The 18616-nt window shown below is 73.6% G+C and carries 17 protein-coding genes; 12 read left to right on the forward strand and 5 right to left on the reverse strand.

The window, feature by feature from the left end; translation table 11 throughout:
* Window positions 1-1204: sacsin N-terminal ATP-binding-like domain-containing protein (locus tag J3486_RS42370; protein ID WP_374194840.1), on the reverse strand; the 1204-nt coding region annotated here is incomplete at its 3' end.
* 259 nt (window positions 1205-1463) lie between these two features.
* Window positions 1464-2387 (reverse strand): DUF3027 domain-containing protein, encoded by a 924-nt coding sequence (locus tag J3486_RS42375; protein ID WP_207829670.1) that lies wholly within the window; start codon window positions 2385-2387, stop codon window positions 1464-1466.
* Window positions 2388-2690: 303 nt separating this feature from the next.
* Between J3486_RS42375 and J3486_RS42380 the strand changes: the two genes are divergently transcribed.
* The 5 genes from J3486_RS42380 (at window position 2691) to J3486_RS42400 (ending at window position 7249) form a co-directional block, all read left to right on the forward strand.
* Window positions 2691-4106: an MFS transporter gene (locus J3486_RS42380; RefSeq protein WP_207829672.1), complete on the forward strand. Its 1416-nt coding sequence runs from the start codon at window positions 2691-2693 to the stop codon at window positions 4104-4106.
* Window positions 4107-4392: 286 nt separating this feature from the next.
* Window positions 4393-4872, forward strand: coding sequence for a DUF2771 domain-containing protein (locus J3486_RS42385; RefSeq protein WP_207829674.1), 480 nt, complete (start codon window positions 4393-4395; stop codon window positions 4870-4872).
* On the forward strand, window positions 4842-5537 hold the full coding sequence (locus tag J3486_RS42390) for a futalosine hydrolase (protein ID WP_207829676.1): 696 nt from the start codon (window positions 4842-4844) through the stop codon (window positions 5535-5537). The genes J3486_RS42385 and J3486_RS42390 overlap by 31 nt, the downstream gene beginning before the upstream one ends.
* Complete coding sequence (locus J3486_RS42395; RefSeq protein WP_207829679.1) at window positions 5534-6391, forward strand: 1,4-dihydroxy-6-naphthoate synthase; 858 nt, start codon at window positions 5534-5536, stop codon at window positions 6389-6391. The genes J3486_RS42390 and J3486_RS42395 overlap by 4 nt, the downstream gene beginning before the upstream one ends.
* 102 nt (window positions 6392-6493) lie before the next feature.
* Entirely contained in the window at window positions 6494-7249 is a 756-nt protein-coding gene (locus J3486_RS42400) for an SDR family oxidoreductase (RefSeq protein WP_207829681.1), read from the forward strand.
* 40 nt (window positions 7250-7289) lie between these two features.
* Here J3486_RS42400 and J3486_RS45080 read toward each other — a convergent pair whose 3' ends face one another.
* Complete coding sequence (locus J3486_RS45080; protein ID WP_207829683.1) at window positions 7290-7673, reverse strand: cold-shock protein; 384 nt, start codon at window positions 7671-7673, stop codon at window positions 7290-7292.
* A 171-nt stretch (window positions 7674-7844) separates the two neighbouring features.
* Here J3486_RS45080 and J3486_RS42410 point away from each other — a divergent pair, with 171 nt between their 5' ends.
* Complete coding sequence (locus J3486_RS42410; RefSeq protein WP_207829685.1) at window positions 7845-8111, forward strand: hypothetical protein; 267 nt, start codon at window positions 7845-7847, stop codon at window positions 8109-8111.
* Window positions 8112-8139: 28 nt separating this feature from the next.
* Here J3486_RS42410 and J3486_RS42415 read toward each other — a convergent pair whose 3' ends face one another.
* Window positions 8140-8805 carry an HAD family hydrolase gene (locus tag J3486_RS42415; protein ID WP_207829695.1) on the reverse strand — a complete coding sequence of 222 codons (666 nt, stop codon included), beginning with the start codon at window positions 8803-8805 and terminating at the stop codon, window positions 8140-8142.
* 87 nt (window positions 8806-8892) lie between these two features.
* On the opposite strand from J3486_RS42415, the gene J3486_RS42420 reads away from it, so the two are divergent.
* The 4 genes from J3486_RS42420 to J3486_RS42435 all read left to right on the forward strand — a co-directional run bounded on the left by J3486_RS42420 (window position 8893) and on the right by J3486_RS42435 (window position 12977).
* On the forward strand, window positions 8893-9897 hold the full coding sequence (locus J3486_RS42420) for an iron ABC transporter permease (RefSeq protein ID WP_207829697.1): 1005 nt from the start codon (window positions 8893-8895) through the stop codon (window positions 9895-9897).
* Window positions 9894-10976 (forward strand): iron chelate uptake ABC transporter family permease subunit, encoded by a 1083-nt coding sequence (locus J3486_RS42425; protein WP_207829699.1) that lies wholly within the window; start codon window positions 9894-9896, stop codon window positions 10974-10976. The genes J3486_RS42420 and J3486_RS42425 overlap by 4 nt, the downstream gene beginning before the upstream one ends.
* Window positions 10973-11767, forward strand: a complete 795-nt coding sequence (locus J3486_RS42430; protein WP_207829701.1) for an ABC transporter ATP-binding protein — start codon at window positions 10973-10975, stop codon at window positions 11765-11767. The genes J3486_RS42425 and J3486_RS42430 overlap by 4 nt, the downstream gene beginning before the upstream one ends.
* Before the next feature lie 232 nt (window positions 11768-11999).
* Window positions 12000-12977 carry an ABC transporter substrate-binding protein gene (locus J3486_RS42435; RefSeq protein ID WP_207829703.1) on the forward strand — a complete coding sequence of 326 codons (978 nt, stop codon included), beginning with the start codon at window positions 12000-12002 and terminating at the stop codon, window positions 12975-12977.
* A gap of 36 nt (window positions 12978-13013) precedes the next feature.
* On the opposite strand, the gene J3486_RS42440 is transcribed toward J3486_RS42435, so the two are convergent.
* Window positions 13014-13994: a hypothetical protein gene (locus tag J3486_RS42440; RefSeq protein ID WP_207829706.1), complete on the reverse strand. Its 981-nt coding sequence runs from the start codon at window positions 13992-13994 to the stop codon at window positions 13014-13016.
* A gap of 249 nt (window positions 13995-14243) precedes the next feature.
* Here J3486_RS42440 and J3486_RS42445 point away from each other — a divergent pair, with 249 nt between their 5' ends.
* Window positions 14244-16673, forward strand: coding sequence for a helicase-associated domain-containing protein (locus J3486_RS42445; protein ID WP_207829710.1), 2430 nt, complete (start codon window positions 14244-14246; stop codon window positions 16671-16673).
* A 264-nt stretch (window positions 16674-16937) separates the two neighbouring features.
* A complete protein-coding gene (locus J3486_RS42450; protein ID WP_207829712.1) occupies window positions 16938-18581 on the forward strand; it encodes a DNA repair helicase XPB in 1644 nt (547 codons plus the stop codon).
* The last annotated feature ends 35 nt before the right edge of the window (window positions 18582-18616 follow it).

Here is an 18616-nt window from a genome sequence, read left to right on the forward strand (position 1 = left end):
GGGCGGGCGGGAGAAAAGGTGTGCGGGGCAGGCGTTCCAGGATCGCGGCGCGCAGCGCGCCGTCCAGCTCGCTCTTGCCGAGCGGCCCGGGGACGAGGTCGAGGATGCCGGTCCCCACGGGCCGCCAGGACTCCAGCAGTTCGGCGTAGGCGTCGGCGGCGCGCTGCACCAGGTGGTCGGTGAGCGGTCCTGGCGCGACGTGCCGGCGCGCGGTGTCCAGCGGGAACGAGGCGATGAGCAGCGCGGGCACGCCCAGGGCCTCGTCGCTCGGGGTGGGCGCGTGCAGCACGGGCGCGCTGCGCGGCCGCTGCGGGGCGCCTTCGGCGTCCACCGGGACGGCCCAGGTGACGGACCAGTGCGGGCGCAGGCGTTCCTCGACGGGCCGGTCGGCGAGGAGGTCGGCGGCCAGGGTGCCGTCGCGAGCGACGGTGCGCCAGCGCAGCTCGGCGGGCTCACGGGCGTCGTCCGCGATGACGGTGTACGGGTCGTCGTCCGACGGGCCGCGGCGGCGCAGGGTGCGGGTGCCGGCGTCGGTGGTGACGGTGACCTCGGCGAGGCCGGGCAGGGCGAGCAGCAGGGTGTCGTCGACCTCGTCGAGCAGCCGGGCCGCGAGCGCCTCGGCTGCGGCGTCCCGCAGCGGCAGGATGACCACGGTGTCGTACGTGTCGGGGGCCTGGCCCTCAGCTGCGAACGGGAGCCTCAGCAGCGGCACGTGGCCGTCGCGGCGGCGCAGTTCGTCGCCGAGGGCGGGGCTGTGCCGGGCCACGTCGGCGGCGGCGTCCCTGGCCTCGGCGAGCGACCAGCGCACGCCTCCGGTGCGCCCGACGACGGCGGGCTCGTCCGAGACGGCCAGCACGGCGGCGAACCCGACACCGAAACGGCCCACGGTGCCGCTGTGGTCACCGTCCCGCTTGGCGGACGCGCGCAGCGTGGAGAGCGACTCGACGCCGGTCGCGTCCAGCGGGGCGCCGGTGTTCGCGGCGGCCAGCACGCCGTCCTTCAGGGTGAGGGCGAGACGGCCCTCGGCCCCGGCGCGGGCGGCGGCGTCCGCGGCGTTCTGGGCGAGTTCGACGACCAGGCGGTCGCGGTAGCCGCCGAGGGCGAGGTCCTCCTCGGCGTTGGCGTCCTCCCGGAACCGGGCGGCGCTGCTCACCCAGGCGTCCAGCACACCCCGCCGCAGTCTGGCGGTGCCGAACGGGTCCATGCCCTCCGGTGCCGGCTTGCTGACGCTCACCCGTGTCTCCCTCTGCGGCGCTGAAATGTCCGGGCGCACGGTATCGCGGCTCGCGGGGGTGGCTCGTGGGGTGCGATGCCGGGTGCGGGTGGTGGGGGCTGATCGACACGGCCCCGCGCCCCTGAGATGCCGCACCGGAGGTGCGCATCTCAGGGGCGCGGGGAACTGCGCGACCAGCCACACACCACCCGCACCCGCCCGGCAAGGGCACCCGGCAGACGAAAGGGCGCTACGAGTGGCCGAGGTCCTCGGGGCCCTCCGGGGTGGCGCCGACCGAACCCGCGTCGGGCTCGGGGCGGAGCGGGAGAACGTCCACCACGGTCTCGTCGATCACCGGCGGAGCCGGCCGCGGCGGCTTCGGCATGACGGCCGCCTCGGAGTGCCCCCCGCACCCGTACGAGAGCGAGACGACCCGCCCGTCCGCAGGCGAGAACTCATTCGCGCAGACACCGAACGCCTGCCCGAGCGACCCGCCGATCGGGCAGAGGAACCCGCACGAGACGCACGTCGACGGCGCGGCCTGCGCCATCGGGGTCTTCGCGCCGAAGGACTCCTCCCACCGGTCGGCGGCGACATGGAGCCCGTACCGGGAGAGCACCCGCGCGCGCCGCATGCCGAGCTCCTCGGCGACGGACGTGATCGACCCGCGCGAGGGGGCGACCGGCAGCTCGGCGACGGGCCCCTCGGTGACCTCGGCGTCCTCGGCCTCGACCAGCTCGGCCATCTCCTCGGAGACCGGCGAGTTCGGCGGCGGCACGTCCTCGCCGGAGAAACCGGGCTCCAGGCGCAGATCGTCCGACTCGGTCGGCAGCAGGTCCCCAGGACCCATGTCGCCGGGGCGCAGCCGCTCGCTCCACGGCACCCACTCGGGGGCCAGCAGGGCGTCCGGGCCCGGCAGCAGCACGACCTCGTCGAGCGTGACGTACTTGGCGCGCGAGGCACGGGCGACGGTGACGGCCCAGCGCCAGCCGCGGTAGCCGAACTCCTTGCACTCGAAGAGATGCGTGAGGACGCGATCGCCCTCGACGACCGACTCGACGTGCTCGCCGACCACTCCGGGGGCCGCGGCCTCCTCGGCGGCGGCGCGGGCGATGTCGACCGCCTCGGCGCACAGACGGTCAGGGGTGCGGCTTCGCGTTGTCGCTGCGCTCACAGGTATCGCTTCTCTCCTACGCCGTCTCACGAGTGCGCCATCCGGTGAAGCGGGAGCGCGGACGGAGCGGACCTGAGGGCCGCGTCGACGTCCGCGCCCGACGTTCCGGGCGCACCTACGCCATCCATTCTGCGGGATGGCCGAGAGGCGCGCGGCCGAGAACAACCGCCGCGGGCGCGCTACGCACGCTACCTCGTTCCACGCCCTGCGCCCACACCGACGTACGAGCCGCACCGGTCGCCAAAGCCGACCCGCATGCCCATATCGGCACTAGTACGCCCGTTCACGGGGCACTATGGCTGGGTGGCTGCCGCAAGGTCGTCGTCCGGTGCGTCGGGGGCGACGCGCTACGAGTACAGCGGTTCGGGCCCGGTACGCGGGGCCGTCCGCAAGGTCGGGCGTGCCCTGCGGATGCCGTTCACGGGCACGGCGCGCGGAATCCGGAAGGCGACACACGCGCACGGCGCGGGCGAGTCGGGCCTCGGAAAACTCATCGAACTGCACGCGGTGAACGGCGCGGGCGACGTCATGATCACGGTCGCCCTCGCGTCGACGGTGTTCTTCTCGGTGCCGACGGACGAGGCGCGCGGCCGGGTGGCGCTGTATCTGGCGATCACGATGGCGCCGTTCACGGTCCTCGCCCCCGTCATCGGTCCGCTCCTGGACCGGCTGCCGCACGGGCGGCGGGCCGCGATGGCCGGATCCATGCTGGCGCGGGCGCTGCTCGCGCTGATCCTTTCGGGCGCCGTGGCCAGCGGCAGCCTGGAGCTGTATCCGGCGGCGCTCGGGGTGCTGGTCGCCTCGAAGGCGTACGGGGTCGTGCGCTCCGCGGTCGTGCCACGGCTGCTGCCGCCCCGCTTCTCCCTGGTGAAGGCCAATTCGCGGGTGACCCTCGCCGGGCTGCTCGCCACCGGCGCGGCGGCGCCGGTCGGGGCGGGGCTCCAGACGATCGGGCCGCGCTGGCCGCTGTACGGGGCGTTCGTGCTCTACGTGTCCGGGATGTTCCTGTCGTTCTCGATGCCGCACAAGGTCGACTCGGCGAAGGGCGAGAGCCGGGCGGTGCTCGCCGCCGACGAGGAGCATGTGCACGGCCCCGCCAAGCGCCAGGAGCGGCAGCGCAAGCCGGGGCTGCGGACCGTCGGCCCGGCCGTCACCCACGCGCTCGCGGCGAACGCCTCGCTGAAGTGCCTGTCCGGCTTCCTGATCTTCTTCCTGGCGTTCCTGCTGCGCGAGCATCCGATGACCGGGCAGAGCGCCGCGGTCTCGCTGGGCATCGTCGGCGTGGCGGCGGGGGCGGGGAACGCGCTGGGGACGGCTGTAGGGGCCTGGCTGAAGGCGCGGGCGCCCGAGATCATCATCGTGACCGTGGTGGCCGTGGTGCTCGGCGTGGCGGTCGTCTCGGCGGTGTTCTTCGGGGCGTTCATGACGGCATGCCTCGCGGCGGTCGCCGGGTTCGCGCAGGCGCTGGCGAAGCTGTCGCTGGACGCGACGATCCAGCGGGACGTGCCGGAGGCGGTGCGCACCTCGGCGTTCGCGCGCTCGGAGACGCTGCTCCAGGTGGCCTGGGTGCTGGGCGGCGCGATCGGGATCGCGCTGCCGCTGGTCGGATCGCTGGGCCTCTCCGTCGCGGCCGGGATCGTGGCGGTGGGCTGGCTCACCACGGTCCGCGGCCTCCTGGCCTCGGCCCGCCGCGGCCCGGCCCGGCCCCGGGTGGCCTAAGGCCGGTCCAGGGAGCCCCCCGGCGGAGGCTGGGGGAGGATCAGGCCGCATCCGGGTGGCCCGCGCCTTTCCTTGCCGGTGAGCGGGGTCCGGCGCGTCGAGCTGCGAGGCGCCGGAGGGCGTCACCGCACAGCGTTGGCCACCGACGACAACGCCGCAGGTCGGAGCGCCGGACCCCGCGCCCGCGACACGATCCGCCGGACAGGCCCTGAGCGTCCGCGCCCTCGGGCACGCCGACACACGCCCCACCCAGAGCGGCAGCGGAGCCGCCAGATAGCCTTCCGCCATGACCTCCCAGCGTTTCGCCGCGCGCCACCGCCGCGCCCTGGCCGCCGTCGGCGCCGTCGGCGCCGGACTGCTCGTCCTCTCCGCCTGCGACAAGCCGACCCCGCTGGCCACCGTCACGGTGGGCAGCAGCACGGTGAACTCCGAGGCCAGCTGCTACGACGACGGCAAGGCACTCAAGCCGTCGTCCCTCCAGGGCTGCCTGAAGGACAAGGACGCCAAGTCCATCAAGATCAGCGACCCGGACAGCAAGGTCCGCTTCGGCGTCGACCCCGAGGTCGCCGACCACAAGTGGACGATCCTGATGAACGGTCAGGCGCTCAGCGACGCCAGCGACAAGACGTACCGCGCGATCCCGGCGAGCGTCTTCTTCAACCAGCAGTACGGCGCCACCGGCAAGACCACCACCGTGACGGTCCTGGAAGGCAGCGGCTCCAAGGCGTACGGCCTGTGGACGTTCAAGCTGGAGAAGGACTTCTGACGGACACCACGGCCCGCGTCCTGATCGCCACCGCCGTCCCCGCCGAGCGGGACGCGGTGGCGCGCGGTCTGGGTGACGGGTACCCGGCGATCGACGTCATCGCCGCCGGTGTGGGACCCGCGGCCGCCGCGGCCAGGACCGCCACCGCACTGACCACCGCCACGCTGCAGGGCCGGCCGTACACGCTCGTCGTCTCGGCCGGCATCGCCGGCGGCTTCACCGCCCCGCCCGGCACGGTCCTGATCGCCGACGCGATCACCGCCGCGGACCTGGGCGCCGAGACCCCCGACGGCTTCGTCCCCGTCACCGAACTCGGCTTCGGCACCGTCACCCACCGTCCGCCGGCTTCCCTCGTACGAGACCTCGCCGCGGTCACCGGGGCCACCGTCGGCACCGTGCTCACCGTCTCCACGGTGACCGGCACCGCCGAGCGTGCCGCGCTGCTCGCCCAGGTGCACCCGGGCGCCGTCGCCGAGGCGATGGAGGGCTTCGGCGTCGCCGAGGCCGCCGCCGCGCACAGCGTGCCCGTGGCCGAGATACGGACGGTCTCCAACGCCGTCGGGCCCCGCGACCGCGCCGCCTGGCGCATCGGCGACGCGCTGGCCGCGCTCACCGACGCGTTCGGGAAGTCGGCGCCCGTACTGGAGAGTTGGAAGAAGACATGACCGAGACCGCTGTACGCATCGCCTACTCCCCCTGCCCGAACGACACCTTCGTCTTCGACGCCTGGGCCCACGGCCGCGTCCCCGGCGCCCCCGCGCTCGACGTGACGTTCGCCGACATCGACATCACCAACGGGATCGCGGAGCGCCGCGAGGACACGTACGACGTCCTGAAGGTGAGCTACGCGGTCCTGCCGTACGTCCTCGACGACTACGCCCTGCTGCCCTGCGGCGGCGCGCTGGGCCGGGGCTGCGGCCCCCTCGTCCTCACCCGCGAGCCGGGCGTCGACCTCTCCGACAAGCGCGTGGCCGTACCGAGCGAGACCTCCACCGCGTACCTGCTGTTCCGGCTGTGGGCGGCCGACACCGTCCCGGGCGGCGGGGTCGGCGAGATCGTCGTCATGCCGTTCCACGAGATCATGCCCGCCGTGCGCGACGGGAAGATCGACGCCGGGCTCGTCATCCACGAGGCCCGCTTCACGTACCAGAACTACGGCCTGCACAAGCTCGCCGACATGGGCGAGCACTGGGAGGCCACGACCGGTCTGCCGATCCCGCTCGGCGCGATCATCGCCCGCCGCGACCTGGGCGCCGAGAAGCTGCGCGGCTACGCGGACGCGGTGCGCACCTCGGTGCGGATGGCGTGGGACGAGCCGGAGGCCTCGCGCCCGTACGTGATGGAGCACGCGCAGGAGATGGACCCGGCCGTCGCCGACCAGCACATCGGCCTGTACGTCAACGAGTTCACCGCCGACCTCGGCGACGACGGCTACGCGGCGATCCGCGGGCTGCTCACCCGGGCCGCGGCGGAGGGCCTGGTCCCGGCGCTCGGCCCGGACGCGCTCGCGTTCCCGTGATTGACCCGGATTTCCGGCCCTGAAATGCACCACACGGCGGGTCTCTTCGCGCCGTAGATTCGAAGACGTACCGAGCGGACGTCACAGAAGAGGGTGCGGATCATGAGCAGAATCGCCGTCGCGGGGGCCACCGGAACGGTCGGCAGGAAGATCACCGCCCGGCTCGCGGCGGCCGGTCACACCGTGGTGCCGGTCTCCCGCGCCGCCGGGGTCGACCTGCACACCGGTGCCGGCCTGAAGGAGGCGCTCACCGGGGCGGACGCGGTGATCGACGCGGCGAACGCGTTCCCGTCCGATCCGGCCGCCGATGTCGTCGAGGTCGTCGCCGGGGCCACGCGGCTGCTGCTCGACACGGCGCGCGACCTGGGCGTCGGCCGGTTCCTGCTGGTGTCCATCTGCAACATCGAGGACCCGGTGTTCGACCGGCATCCGTACTACGTCGCCAAGCGGGAGCAGGAGAAGGCGGTGGCGGCGAGCGGGCTGCGCGGGACGGTGGTGAAGACGACGCAGTGGCACGAGTTCGCGACCAATCCGGCGGCCGTCGCCTTCGACGACTCCGAGGTGACCGTCGGGGACTGGCTGATTCAGCCGGTGGCCGCCGACACCGTGGCCGATGTCGTGGCCGAACTCGTCGTCGCCGACGCCGCGCCGGCGGTGGTCGAGCTGTCCGGCCCCGAAACGGTCCGGCTGCCCGAGCTGACCGCCCGGCTGCTCTCGGTACGGGGGGACCGGCGGCCGGTGAAGGCGGTCCCCGCGGCGATCCCGGAGCTGGCCTCGGGAGTCCAGCTGGCTCCCGCATCGGCGCGGATCGTGGGCCCGTCGATCGAGGAGTGGCTCGACACGCAGCGTGTCGGCTGACGGCCGGTGGGGGCCGGTCGCCCCCACGCAGCCGCAGAACTCAGACGTCGAGCTGATCCGCGACCGCGCGCAGCAGGCCCGCGATCTTCTTGCCCGCGGCCTTGTCGGGGTAGCGGCCGCGCTCCAGCATCGGCGTGATGTTCTCCAGAAGCGTCGTCAGGTCCTGGACGATCGACGCCAGTTCGTCCGGCTTGCGGCGCTGGGCCGCGGCCACGGACGGGGTCGGGTCGAGAATCGTGACCGAGAGCGCCTGGTCGCCGCGCTGGCCCGCGACCACCCCGAACTCGACCCGCTGGCCGGGCTTGAGGGAGTCGACGCCGGCGGGAAGTACGGAGGAGTGCACGAAGACGTCGCCGCCGTCGTCGCGGGAGAGGAAGCCGAAGCCCTTCTCGCTGTTGAACCACTTGACCTTGCCGGTAGGCACGTGAAGTCCTCGTCCTCGTACTAGAAAGAAAACGCTCTGGATAGCAGTACAGCGGGTCGATACCTCGATACCGACCCGCTGTCACCAAGACTATGGGGCACGGAGCCGGTGACAAGACGTCACCGAAGGGTTCGTGGATTGTCTCTCTGGGCTGGGAACTACCCTGGCGGGGTGCGTGACAAAACCCAAGCCAATTCCCGGGCGGCCGAGACCGGACCCGGTGACGGGCTCGTGAAAGCGGGCGGCATCGTCTTCGTCGTGGGGGCGATCGCCACCCTCGTCACGATGGCCCCGCTGTTCCTCCACACCGACCCGTTCCCGCCGGTCGCCTACGCGGTGTGCATGCTGATGGGCGTCGGCTTCCTGCTGGCCGCGGCGGGGGTGCTGCGCGGCATCGCGGTGCAGCGGGCGGCGGCCGCCGCGCAGGGGCGTCGGTGAGGGGCGGTGGCCGGGTGACGGGCGGGCGTCAGGCGCGCTCCTGCGCGACGTAGCCCGCCAGCCAGGCCGGGAACGCGGTGAGGTCGGACAGGATCACGTCCGCGCCCGCCGTGCGCAGTTCCGCCGCGTCGCACGGGCCCGTGGTGACCGCCACCGAGAGCGCCCCCGCGGTGCGTGCGCCGCGTACGTCGCCGGTGTGGTCGCCGACGTAGACGCTCGCGCCGTGCTCGCGCAGCGCCTCGCCCTTGCCCTCCGCCCACAGGTTGCCGACGACGGCGTCCGCGGCGATGCCCAGGTGCGCGAGGTGCAGCTTGGCGTTGGGCTCGTACTTCGCGGTGACGACGACCGCCCGGCCGCCCGCCGCGTGCACGGCGGCGATCGTCTCGTGGACGCCCGGCATCGGGAGCGTCCCCTCGATCGCGTATGTGGGATACATCTCACGGTAGAGCTCGCTCATGGCCGGAATCCGCTCGGCCGGGAACCAGTGCGCCATCTCCTGCTCCAGCGGCGGCCCCAGGCGCGTGACGACCAGGTCCGCGTCGATGTGCGCGCCGGTCTGCTCGGCGAGGGCCGCCCAGGTCGCCCGGATTCCGGGGCGGGAGTCGATCAGCGTCATGTCGAGGTCGAAGCCGACGACGGGGCCGGTGACGGAACCGGTGGGCGTGGGGTCGTTGAGGGCAGCCATGAGCGCCATTGTGCCCCGGGCATACGATGACACTTCACAACACATACTTAGCTAAGGCTTACCAAGCCCACGCCGCACTCCTGGGAGACCCTGCTCATGCCCGTCAGACCCGGTGCCGTGAGGGTCTTCGCGATCGTGGCGGCAGCCGTGGCCCTGGTGCTCGCGGTGCTGCTCAGCCTCGCGGTGGGGGCCCGCGCCATCGCCCCGTCCGCCGTTCTCGACGCCCTGCTGCACGGCGGGCACAGCGATGCCGCCGAGGTGGTCAGGGGGCTGCGCGTGCCGCGCACGGTCGTCGGCGTCATGGTCGGCGCGAGCCTCGCGCTGGCCGGAACCGTGCTCCAGGGCATCACCCGCAACCCCATCGCCGACCCCGGCATCCTCGGCATCAGCCAGGGCGCCTCGGTCGGCGTCGTGCTCGCCATCGCGTATCTGGGCATCCACACGCTCACCGGGTACGTCTGGTTCGCCTTCGCCGGGGCCGGGATCGCGGCCGTCGCCGTGTACGCGATCGCGGCGCGGGGGCGGGGTGGCGCGACGCCGGTGAAGCTGGCGCTCGGCGGCGCCGCGATCAACGCGCTGCTCGTCTCGGTGACGACGGCGGTCCTGACGACGAAGGCCTCGGCGCTCGACGAGTTCCGCTTCTGGCAGGTCGGCTCGCTCTCCGGCCGGGACGCGGACCTGGTCGGCCAGGTCTGGCCGTTCCTGCTGGTGGGCGTGGTGCTCGTGCTCTCCGTCGCCCGTGGTCTCGACGCGCTCGCGCTCGGCGAGGACGTGGCGAAGGGGCTCGGGCAGCGGGTGGCGACCGTACGCGTCGTGGGCGGGCTCGGCGCGACGATCCTCACCGGGGTCGGCGTCGCGGCCGCGGGCCCGATCGCGTTCATCGGCCTGGCCGTGCCGCACATCGCCCGCGCCGTGGTCGGCTCCGACCACCGCTGGCTGCTCCCGATGGCCGCGCTCGTCGGCCCCGTGATGCTCCTGGTGTCGGACACCCTGGGCCGCATCGTCTTCCCGCCGAGCGAGGTGCCCGCCGGAGTGATGACCGCACTGATCGGGGTGCCGTTCCTGGTGGCCCTGGTCCGCAGGAAGGCGGTGCCGGCGTGAGCGCGGCGACCAAAATACGTCCCGCCGGATACGCGGTCGTGCGGGCCGGGCGCGCACGGTTCCTGCTGCACCGGCGGGCGACCGTGGTGGCGGCGGTGTGCGCGGTGCTGCTCGCCGCCGGGTGTCTGGCCTATCTCTGCGTCGGGGAGACGTTCACCAGCCCCGTCGAGGTCGTCAAGGTGCTGACCGGGCAGCCGTCGCCGGACGAGCTGGTCGTGGGGACGCTGCGCGAGCCCCGGATGGTCGTGGGGCTGCTCGTGGGCGCCGCGTTCGGGGTCGCGGGCGCACTGATCCAGACCGTCGCCCGCAACCCCCTCGCGAGCCCCGACATCATCGGCATCAGCCAGGGCGCGAGCGCCGTGACGGTGGCGGCCATGACGTTCGGGCTCACCTCGTACGCGTATCTGCCGTACGTGTCCGTGGCGGGCGGCGTGCTCGCCGCCGCCCTCGTCTACGTCTTCGCCTGGCGCGGCGGGCTGCACGCCACCCGTTTCGTGCTGATCGGCATCGGCTTCGCGATCGCCCTGCGGTCCGTCACCACCCTGTTCATGACCAAGGGCGACTATCTCGTCGCCCAGCAGGCGCAGATCTGGATGACCGGCTCGCTCAACGGGCGCGGCTGGCCGGAGGCCCGCGTCCTGGCGCCGGCCCTGCTGATCCTCGTCCCCGCCGTCGCCTGGGCGGCGCGGGCCCAGCGCACCGTCTCCCTCGACGACGACACCGCGACCGCGCTCGGGGTGCGGCTCGGACGGGTGCGGCTCGGGCTCGTGGCGCTGGGCGTGATCCTCGCGTCGCTGGCCACCGGCGCCGCGGGCCCCGTCGACTTCGTGGCGCTGCTCGCGCCCCAGATCGCCCGGCGCGTGACCCGCACCGCCCAGATCCCGCTGGTCACATCGGCGCTGCTGGGCGCGCTGATCGTGGTCGTCGGCGACCTGCTCGCCCGGCGCCTGTTCTCCCCCACCGAACTGCCGGTGGGTGTGCTCACGGCCGCGGTCGGGGCGCCGTATCTGATCTGGCTGATCGTGCGCGGCCGGGGCGCCGCCCGCGCCGGCTCCACCCGTTCCGGAGGTACCGCATGAGCCGGCTCTCGGCCCGCGATCTGACGCTCGCCTACGACGACCGGGAAGTCGTGCACGGCCTCGACCTGGCCGTCCCCGACGGGCAGGTCACGGTCATCGTCGGCCCGAACGCATGCGGCAAGTCGACCACCCTGCGCGCGCTCGGCCGGCTCCTGAAGCCGGCCGGCGGCTCGGTCCTCCTCGACGGCAGGGCGCTCGCCGAACTGCCCACGAAGAAGATCGCCCAGCAGATCGGGCTGCTGCCGCAGACGCCGGTGGCGCCCGAGGCGATCACCGTCGCCGACCTGGTCTCGCGCGGCCGCCAGCCGCATCAGCACTGGTGGCAGCAGTGGTCGGACGCGGACGAGCGGGCCGTCACCGAGGCGATGGAGCGCACCGACGTCGCCGCCCTCGCGGACCGCAGCGTCGACGAGCTGTCCGGCGGGCAGCGGCAGCGGGTCTGGATCGCGATGGCACTGGCGCAGGAGACGGACATCCTGCTCCTGGACGAGCCGACGACGTACCTGGACATCGCGCACCAGGTCGAAGTCCTGGACCTGGTACGCCAGTTGAACCATGACAAGGGGCGTACGGTCGCTGTCGTGCTGCACGACCTGAACCAGGCCGCGCGGTACGCCGATCATCTGGTGGCGATGAAGGCGGGGCGGATCGTGGCCGAGGGCGAGCCCGCGAAGGTCGTGACGGCGGAGCTGGTGCGCGAGGTGTTCGGCCTGGAGTGCGTGGTGGTCTCCGACCCGGTCACGGGGTCGCCGTTGGTGGTGCCCGGAGCGCCGTGGCAGGCCGGGTCGTGAAGCGCCCGCGGGCCGGTGGTCCGTCCTCGCGCAGTTCCCCGCGCCCCTGAGACGCGCGCCTTCGGTGCGGCATCTCATCGGTGAAGGCGCGGCCAGCCACGACGCGAGCCGCACCTGGCGACGCACGAGCAACCGGGCAGACGCCCCACCGTCGCCCGCGCCACCCCCTCCCCCCACGACGAAAGCGAACCGCCCCGCACGACGACCGCCCGACGACCCGAAAGGCACCACAGTGAACGCCTCCCTCAAGCGCCGCGGCACCCTCATCACCGCCCTCGCCCTCGGCGCCGCGCTGACCCTGACGGCCTGCTCGTCCGACGACCCGGAGAAGGACAGCACCGGGTCGACCGCCGGAGGCGGTACGCACACCGTCGAGACCGCCATGGGCGACGTGAAGGTGAAGAACCACCCCCGGCGCGTCGTCGTCCTGGACACCGCCGAACTCGACTCCGCGATCACCCTCGGCGTGAAACCGGTCGGCGCCACCCGCGCCGGCGCCGAGGACGCCTTCCTCTCGTACCTGCCCACGGACCGGACCCGCGGCATCACCGAGGTCGGCGAGATCGCCAACCCCAGCCTGGAGAAGATCGCGGGCCTGAAGCCCGATCTGATCCTCAGCAGCAAGATCCGCGACGGTCAGCGCTATCGGCAGCTCAGCGCCATCGCCCCGACCGTGCTCACCGAGACGACCGGCTACCCCTGGAAACAGAACTTCCTCGTGCACGCCGACGCCCTCGGCAGGACGGCCGAGGCCCACCGGGTGATCAAGAAGTACGCGACGCACGTCGCCGCCGTCACGAAGGCGCTCGGCGGAAAGGCGAAGGCCGCGGACGTCGACGTCAACGTCGTCCGGTTCGTGGAGGGCGCCGACATCCGGATCTACGGCAGGAAGAACTACATCGGCACGCTCCTCGCCGACGTCGGCATCGGCCGGCCCGCGATCACCGACAAGGCCAAGGACGGGTTCTCGTACGACGTGAGCCCCGAGCAGATCGACAAGGCGGACGCGGACGTCATCTTCACGTCCACGTACGGCAACCCGAACAAGGCGAAGGTCACCGAGACCACCACGGGCGGCCTGTGGCGCAAGCTGAAGGCCGTCAAGGACGGCAAGGTCTTCCAGGTGGACGACGAACTGTGGATCCAGGGCATCGGCTACACCGCGGCGAACCAGATCCTCGCCGAGCTCCAGTCCGACCTCACCAGGTGACCGGGCAGGTCGGACCGGTCAGCCAGGTCGGGCAGGTCAGATCCGGGGGCGCTGCGAGCGCCACAGCAGATACAGCGCGGAGGCGATCGCGGCGCACCGCAGCACCCACGGCCAGGTCTCGTCGAACGCGCCGCTCATCCGCCCTTCGGCGATCGGCGCGCCCCACTTCCCCGCACTGCGCCCCCACAGCCAGACGATCCCGCCGGTGACGGCGAGGCCGGGCAGCCAGAAGACCGCGAACTTCTTCTGGAGGACGGTCAGGGTGCGGGAGAGGTAGACGACGGCCCAGCCGATCAGCAGCACCAGTACGTTGCCGAGGACCGCGCCGACGACCAGGGCCACGGCGGAGAGCAGCAGGAGCGGGTTGGTGAGGCCGCCGACGGGCGCGAGCCGGATCCGCCGCGCCCGCGGCCCTTCCTCGTCCGCGGCGTCGTCGGCCCCGGCCTCCTCCACCGCCTCCTCGGGCTCCACCGCGCGCTTGCGCAGGTCCGGGCCCTCGCGCCGGGCCGGTGGCGGCTTGAGTATGTCGGGGATCTCCACGCCGCCGACGAAGCCGGGCACGCTGTCCGTCTCGGCGAGCGACATGCCCGAGCCGCCCGTCCGCCACCAGTCGGCGCCGTCGTCGGAGGCGCCGAGCTCGTCGGTGCCCGCCAGGTGCGGCGGCGCGGGCGCGTCGTCGGGGACCTCGGGCGCGGCGGCACGGCGGGGCCGCGGCACGATGCGGCGCCGCCCGCCGGTGCGCTGCTCGGGCACCGGCCGGGTGAGCGGTTCCGCCGGGTCGGCGACACCGGCACCGGTGGCGCTGCCGACGATCCGCTCGGGCGTGCCGAGCCGGTCGAGGATGCGGCGCACGGCGGCCGGGCTGTCGACCGTCGCCTTGGCGCGGCGCCGGTCGATCTCCCCGCGCAACTCCGTGACCAGCCGCATCCGCGTCGCGGACGGCAGCTGGTGCTGGTGGGCCAGGTCCCCGACCCGGCTCAGATAGTCGAAGACGAGCTGATCACTCTCGATCCCCACGAAGTCCCCTCCGGGGCAGAACAGTTGACGACCCCGACGTTACAGCGCCGCTCAGGGGCGCGGGGCCGTGTCCCTGAGCGGCTCCGCCGCGGGGCGCGAGAAGCCTCCGCCGACGGAAGGCCGACGCCGGAACCGGACGCCGGAACCAAGGGGGCCCGGGGGCTCGGCCTCCGGTTTCGGGGCGGGAAGGGACGGAGGGGCGGCCCCAAGACCTCCAGCCCCACCCCACCGCCCGCTAACGTGGACAAGATGAGCCCCAACGAGCAGACACCGGCGGCCCCCCGCTCCCTCGCGGAAGCCCTGCGCACCCGGGACGACCTCTCCCTGTCCCGCCTCCTGCGCGCCCGCCCCGACCTGCTCGGCCCGGTGCCGAACGACCTCACACAGCTCGCCACCCGGGCCGGCACCCGCGCCTCGGTGATCCGCGCCCTGGACCGCCTGGACCGCTTCACGCAGCAGGTGGCGCAGGCCCTCGCGGTGGCCCCGGACCCGACGACGTACGCGGACCTGGAGGCCCTGCTCCCGGGCCCGGACACGGCCGCCGCGCTGCCGCACGCCGTGGCGACCCTGCGCGAGCAGGCGCTGGCCTGGGGCGGCGACGACCAGCTCCGCCTGGTGCGCACGGCCCGTGAACTGCTCGCCCCGCACCCCCAGCACCCGTCCCCCACCGGCCTGGGGCCGACCGTCGCCGAGGCCACCGCGGGAATGTCGCCGGGCCGCATCCAGGACATCGTGGCGGCGGCGGGCCTGCCGAGCACCCACGACCCGGTGTCGGCGGTGGCGGCGCTGACCGCGCTGTTCACGGACCAGCAGCGGATGTCGGCGCTGCTGGACGAGGCCCCGGCCGAGTCCGTCGAGGTACTGAACCGGCTGCTGTGGGGGCCGCCGTACGGGCAGGTCACCGCCCAGCCCGCCGCCCATCTGCGCTGGCTGCTCGACCGGGCGCTGCTCGTCCCCACGACCCCCGGCACCGTGGTGCTGCCCCGCGAGGCGGCGCTGCATCTGCGCGGCGGCCGCGCCCACCGCGCGCTGCAGCCGCTGGCGCCGGAGGTACGGGAGAAGGCAGTGCACCGTCCACAGGTTGTGGACGCGACGGCGGCGGCGCAGGCGTACACGGCGCTCGCGACGGTCGAGGAGCTGCTGAAGGACTGGGACGAGGGCGGCCCCGCGGTGCTGCGCGCGGGCGGCCTGAGCGTCCGCGACCTCAAGCGCACCGCGACCGCTCTCGACACGACGGAGCAGACCGCCGCGTTCTGGGTCGAACTCGCCTACGCGGCGGGCCTGTTGGCGTCGGACGGCGAGGCCGACGAACGGTACGCGGCGACGCCCGAGTACGACGAGTGGCTGGAGCGCCCCCCGGCGCGGCGCTGGACGCAGTTGGCGACGGCGTGGCTGGCGGCGACGCGCACGTCCGGTCTGGTGGGCGGCCGCGACGGCAAGGACCGGACGCTGTCGGCGCTCGGCCCGCACCTGGACCGTTCGGCGGCTCCCGAGGTACGTCACCGGGTGCTGGCCCTGCTGGCGGCGCTTCCGGAGGGCGCGTCCCCCGACCCGGAGACGGTCACGGCACGTCTCACCTGGGAACGGCCCGCGCCCGCCGCCCTCGACCTGCGCACCCGGCTCGCCGGGTGGACGCTGGCGGAGGCCGAGCTGATCGGCGTCACCGGGCGCGGGGCGCTGTCCGCGCAGGGCCGGGCGCTGCTGCCCCCGTCGGACGGGACGCCCCTCGAAGCCTCCGCGGCGGCGGCCCGCGCCGAGAAGCTGCTCGCCCCGCTCCTGCCCGAACCCCTCGACCACGTCCTGCTCCAGGCGGACCTGACGGCGGTGGCCCCGGGCCCGCTGGAGCGCCCGCTCGCGGAGTTCCTCGCGATCCTCGCGGACGTCGAGTCGAAGGGCGGCGCGACGGTGTACCGCTTCACGCCGGGCTCGGTCCGCCGCGCCCTTGACGCCGGCCGGACCGCCTCCGACCTGCACGACTTCCTGACCCGGCACTCCCGCACCCCGGTCCCCCAGCCCCTCGCCTACCTCATCGACGACGTCGCCCGCCGCCACGGCCACCTGCGCATCGGCGCCGCGTCCGCGTACGTCCGCTGCGACGACGACGCCGTGCTCGGCGAGATCCTCGCCGACAAGCGGGCGGCGGGCCTGCGCCTGCGCCGCCTGGCCCCCACGGTGCTGGCCGCCCAGGCCGACCCCGGCACGCTCCTGGAGGGCCTGCGCGCGATGGGCTTCGCCCCGGCCGCCGAGACCCCCGAGGGCGATGTCCTGATCACCCGCGCCCTCGCCCACCGCACCCCGCCGCGCACCGCCCCCGAGCCGGTCCCCGACGGCCCTCCGCTCCCCGGCGACACCCTGCTCGACGCCGCGATCCGGGCGATCCGCGCGGGCGACGCCGCGGCGACGACCCCGCGCAAGCAGGCCCCGACGGCCCAGAGCGGGGAACTCCCGCGCACCAGCTCCGCCGAGACCCTCGCCACGATGCAGGCCGCGGTCATGACGGGCGACACGCTGTGGATCGGCTACGTCAACGCGGAGGGCTCCGCCAGTCAGCGGGTCATCGCGCCGATCCGGGTCGAGGGTGGGTTCGTGACGGCGTACGACCACACGGCGGACGAGGTCCGCACGTATCCCCTGCACCGGGTCACGGGGGTGGCGGAGCTGGAACCCGACGCGGGCTGATCCCGGGAGCGTCTGCCGGGTGCGCCCCTGAGATGCGCACCTGCGGTGCGGCATCTCCCCGACGGGGAAGGCTGCGCGCAGCGCATGCCTTCAGGGGCGCGGGGAACTGCGCGAGAAGCCCCACCGGAGCCGCACCCGGCAACGAACCCCGCCCCAGCCGGCCGCACCCCCGGATCGCCCCGCGCCACACTCCGGCCCGGCGCGGACGCGCATACGGCACACTGGACGTTTGGCCGTACCGGCCTGACGGAAAGGGAGTCGCGCGTGAACGGTCCACTTATCGTCCAGAGCGACAAGACGCTGCTCCTGGAGGTCGACCACGAGCAGGCGGACGACTGCCGCCGGGCGATCGCCCCGTTCGCCGAGCTGGAGCGGGCCCCCGAGCACATCCACACCTACCGGGTGACACCGCTCGGCCTGTGGAACGCACGGGCGGCCGGCCACGACGCGGAGCAGGTCGTGGACGCGCTCGTGCAGTTCTCCCGCTACCCCGTACCGCACGCCCTGCTCGTCGACATCGCCGAGACGATGGACCGCTACGGACGGCTCACGCTCAGCAAGCACCCGACGCACGGGCTCGTGCTCACCACGACCGACCGGCCGGTCCTGGAGGAGATCCTGCGGTCCAAGCGCATCACGCCGCTGGTCGGGGCCCGGATCGACGCCGACACCGTCGCCGTGCACCCCTCGGAGCGCGGCCAGATCAAGCAGACGCTGCTGAAGCTGGGCTGGCCCGCCGAGGATCTCGCGGGCTACGTCGACGGCGAGGCGCACGCCATCGAGCTGGCCGAGGACGGCTGGTCGCTGCGCCCGTACCAGAAGCAGGCCGTCGAGGGCTTCTGGCACGGCGGCTCCGGTGTCGTCGTCCTGCCCTGTGGTGCCGGAAAGACGCTGGTCGGGGCCGGGGCCATGGCGCAGGCCAAGGCGACCACGCTCATCCTCGTCACGAACACCGTCTCCGCCCGCCAGTGGAAGCACGAGCTCGTGAAGCGGACCTCACTGACCGAGGACGAGATCGGCGAGTACAGCGGGACGAAGAAGGAGATCCGCCCGGTCACCATCGCCACGTACCAGGTGCTGACGACCAAGCGGAAGGGCGTCTACCCGCACCTGGAGCTGTTCGACTCCCGGGACTGGGGGCTCATCGTCTACGACGAGGTGCACCTGCTGCCCGCGCCGGTCTTCAAGTTCACCGCCGACCTTCAGGCGCGGCGCCGGCTCGGGCTGACCGCCACCCTCGTCCGCGAGGACGGCCGCGAGTCGGACGTGTTCTCGCTGATCGGGCCGAAGCGGTTCGACGCGCCGTGGAAGGAGATCGAGGCGCAGGGATACATCGCGCCCGCCGACTGCGTCGAGGTGCGGGTCAATCTGACGGACTCGGAGCGGCTCGCGTACGCCACCGCCGAGCAGGAGGAGAAGTACCGGTTCTGCGCGACCACCGCCACCAAGCGGAAGGTCACCGAGGCGCTGGTGAAGAAGCACGCGGGCGAGCAGACCCTCGTCATCGGGCAGTACATCGACCAGCTCGACGAGCTGGGTGCCCACCTGGACGCTCCCGTCATCAAGGGCGAGACGACGAACGCCGTGCGCGAGAAGCTCTTCGACGCGTTCCGGGAGGGCGAGATCTCGGTCCTCGTCGTGTCGAAGGTCGCGAACTTCTCGATCGACCTGCCGGAGGCGACCGTCGCCATCCAGGTGTCCGGCACGTTCGGGTCGCGGCAGGAGGAGGCGCAGCGGCTCGGCCGGGTGCTGCGTCCGAAGGCCGACGGGCACGAGGCCCGCTTCTACTCGGTCGTCGCGCGCGACACCATCGACCAGGACTTCGCGGCCCATCGCCAGCGCTTCCTGGCCGAGCAGGGCTACGCGTACCGGATCGTCGACGCGGACGAGCTGCTCGCGGGCGGCTGAGGCCGGAAGGGAGGGTGAGGCCCCGGGGGGAGTGG

Origin of the sequence: Streptomyces sp. VRA16 Mangrove soil (assembly GCF_017377775.1) — a bacterium.
Taxonomy (GTDB): Bacteria; Actinomycetota; Actinomycetes; order Streptomycetales; family Streptomycetaceae; genus Streptomyces.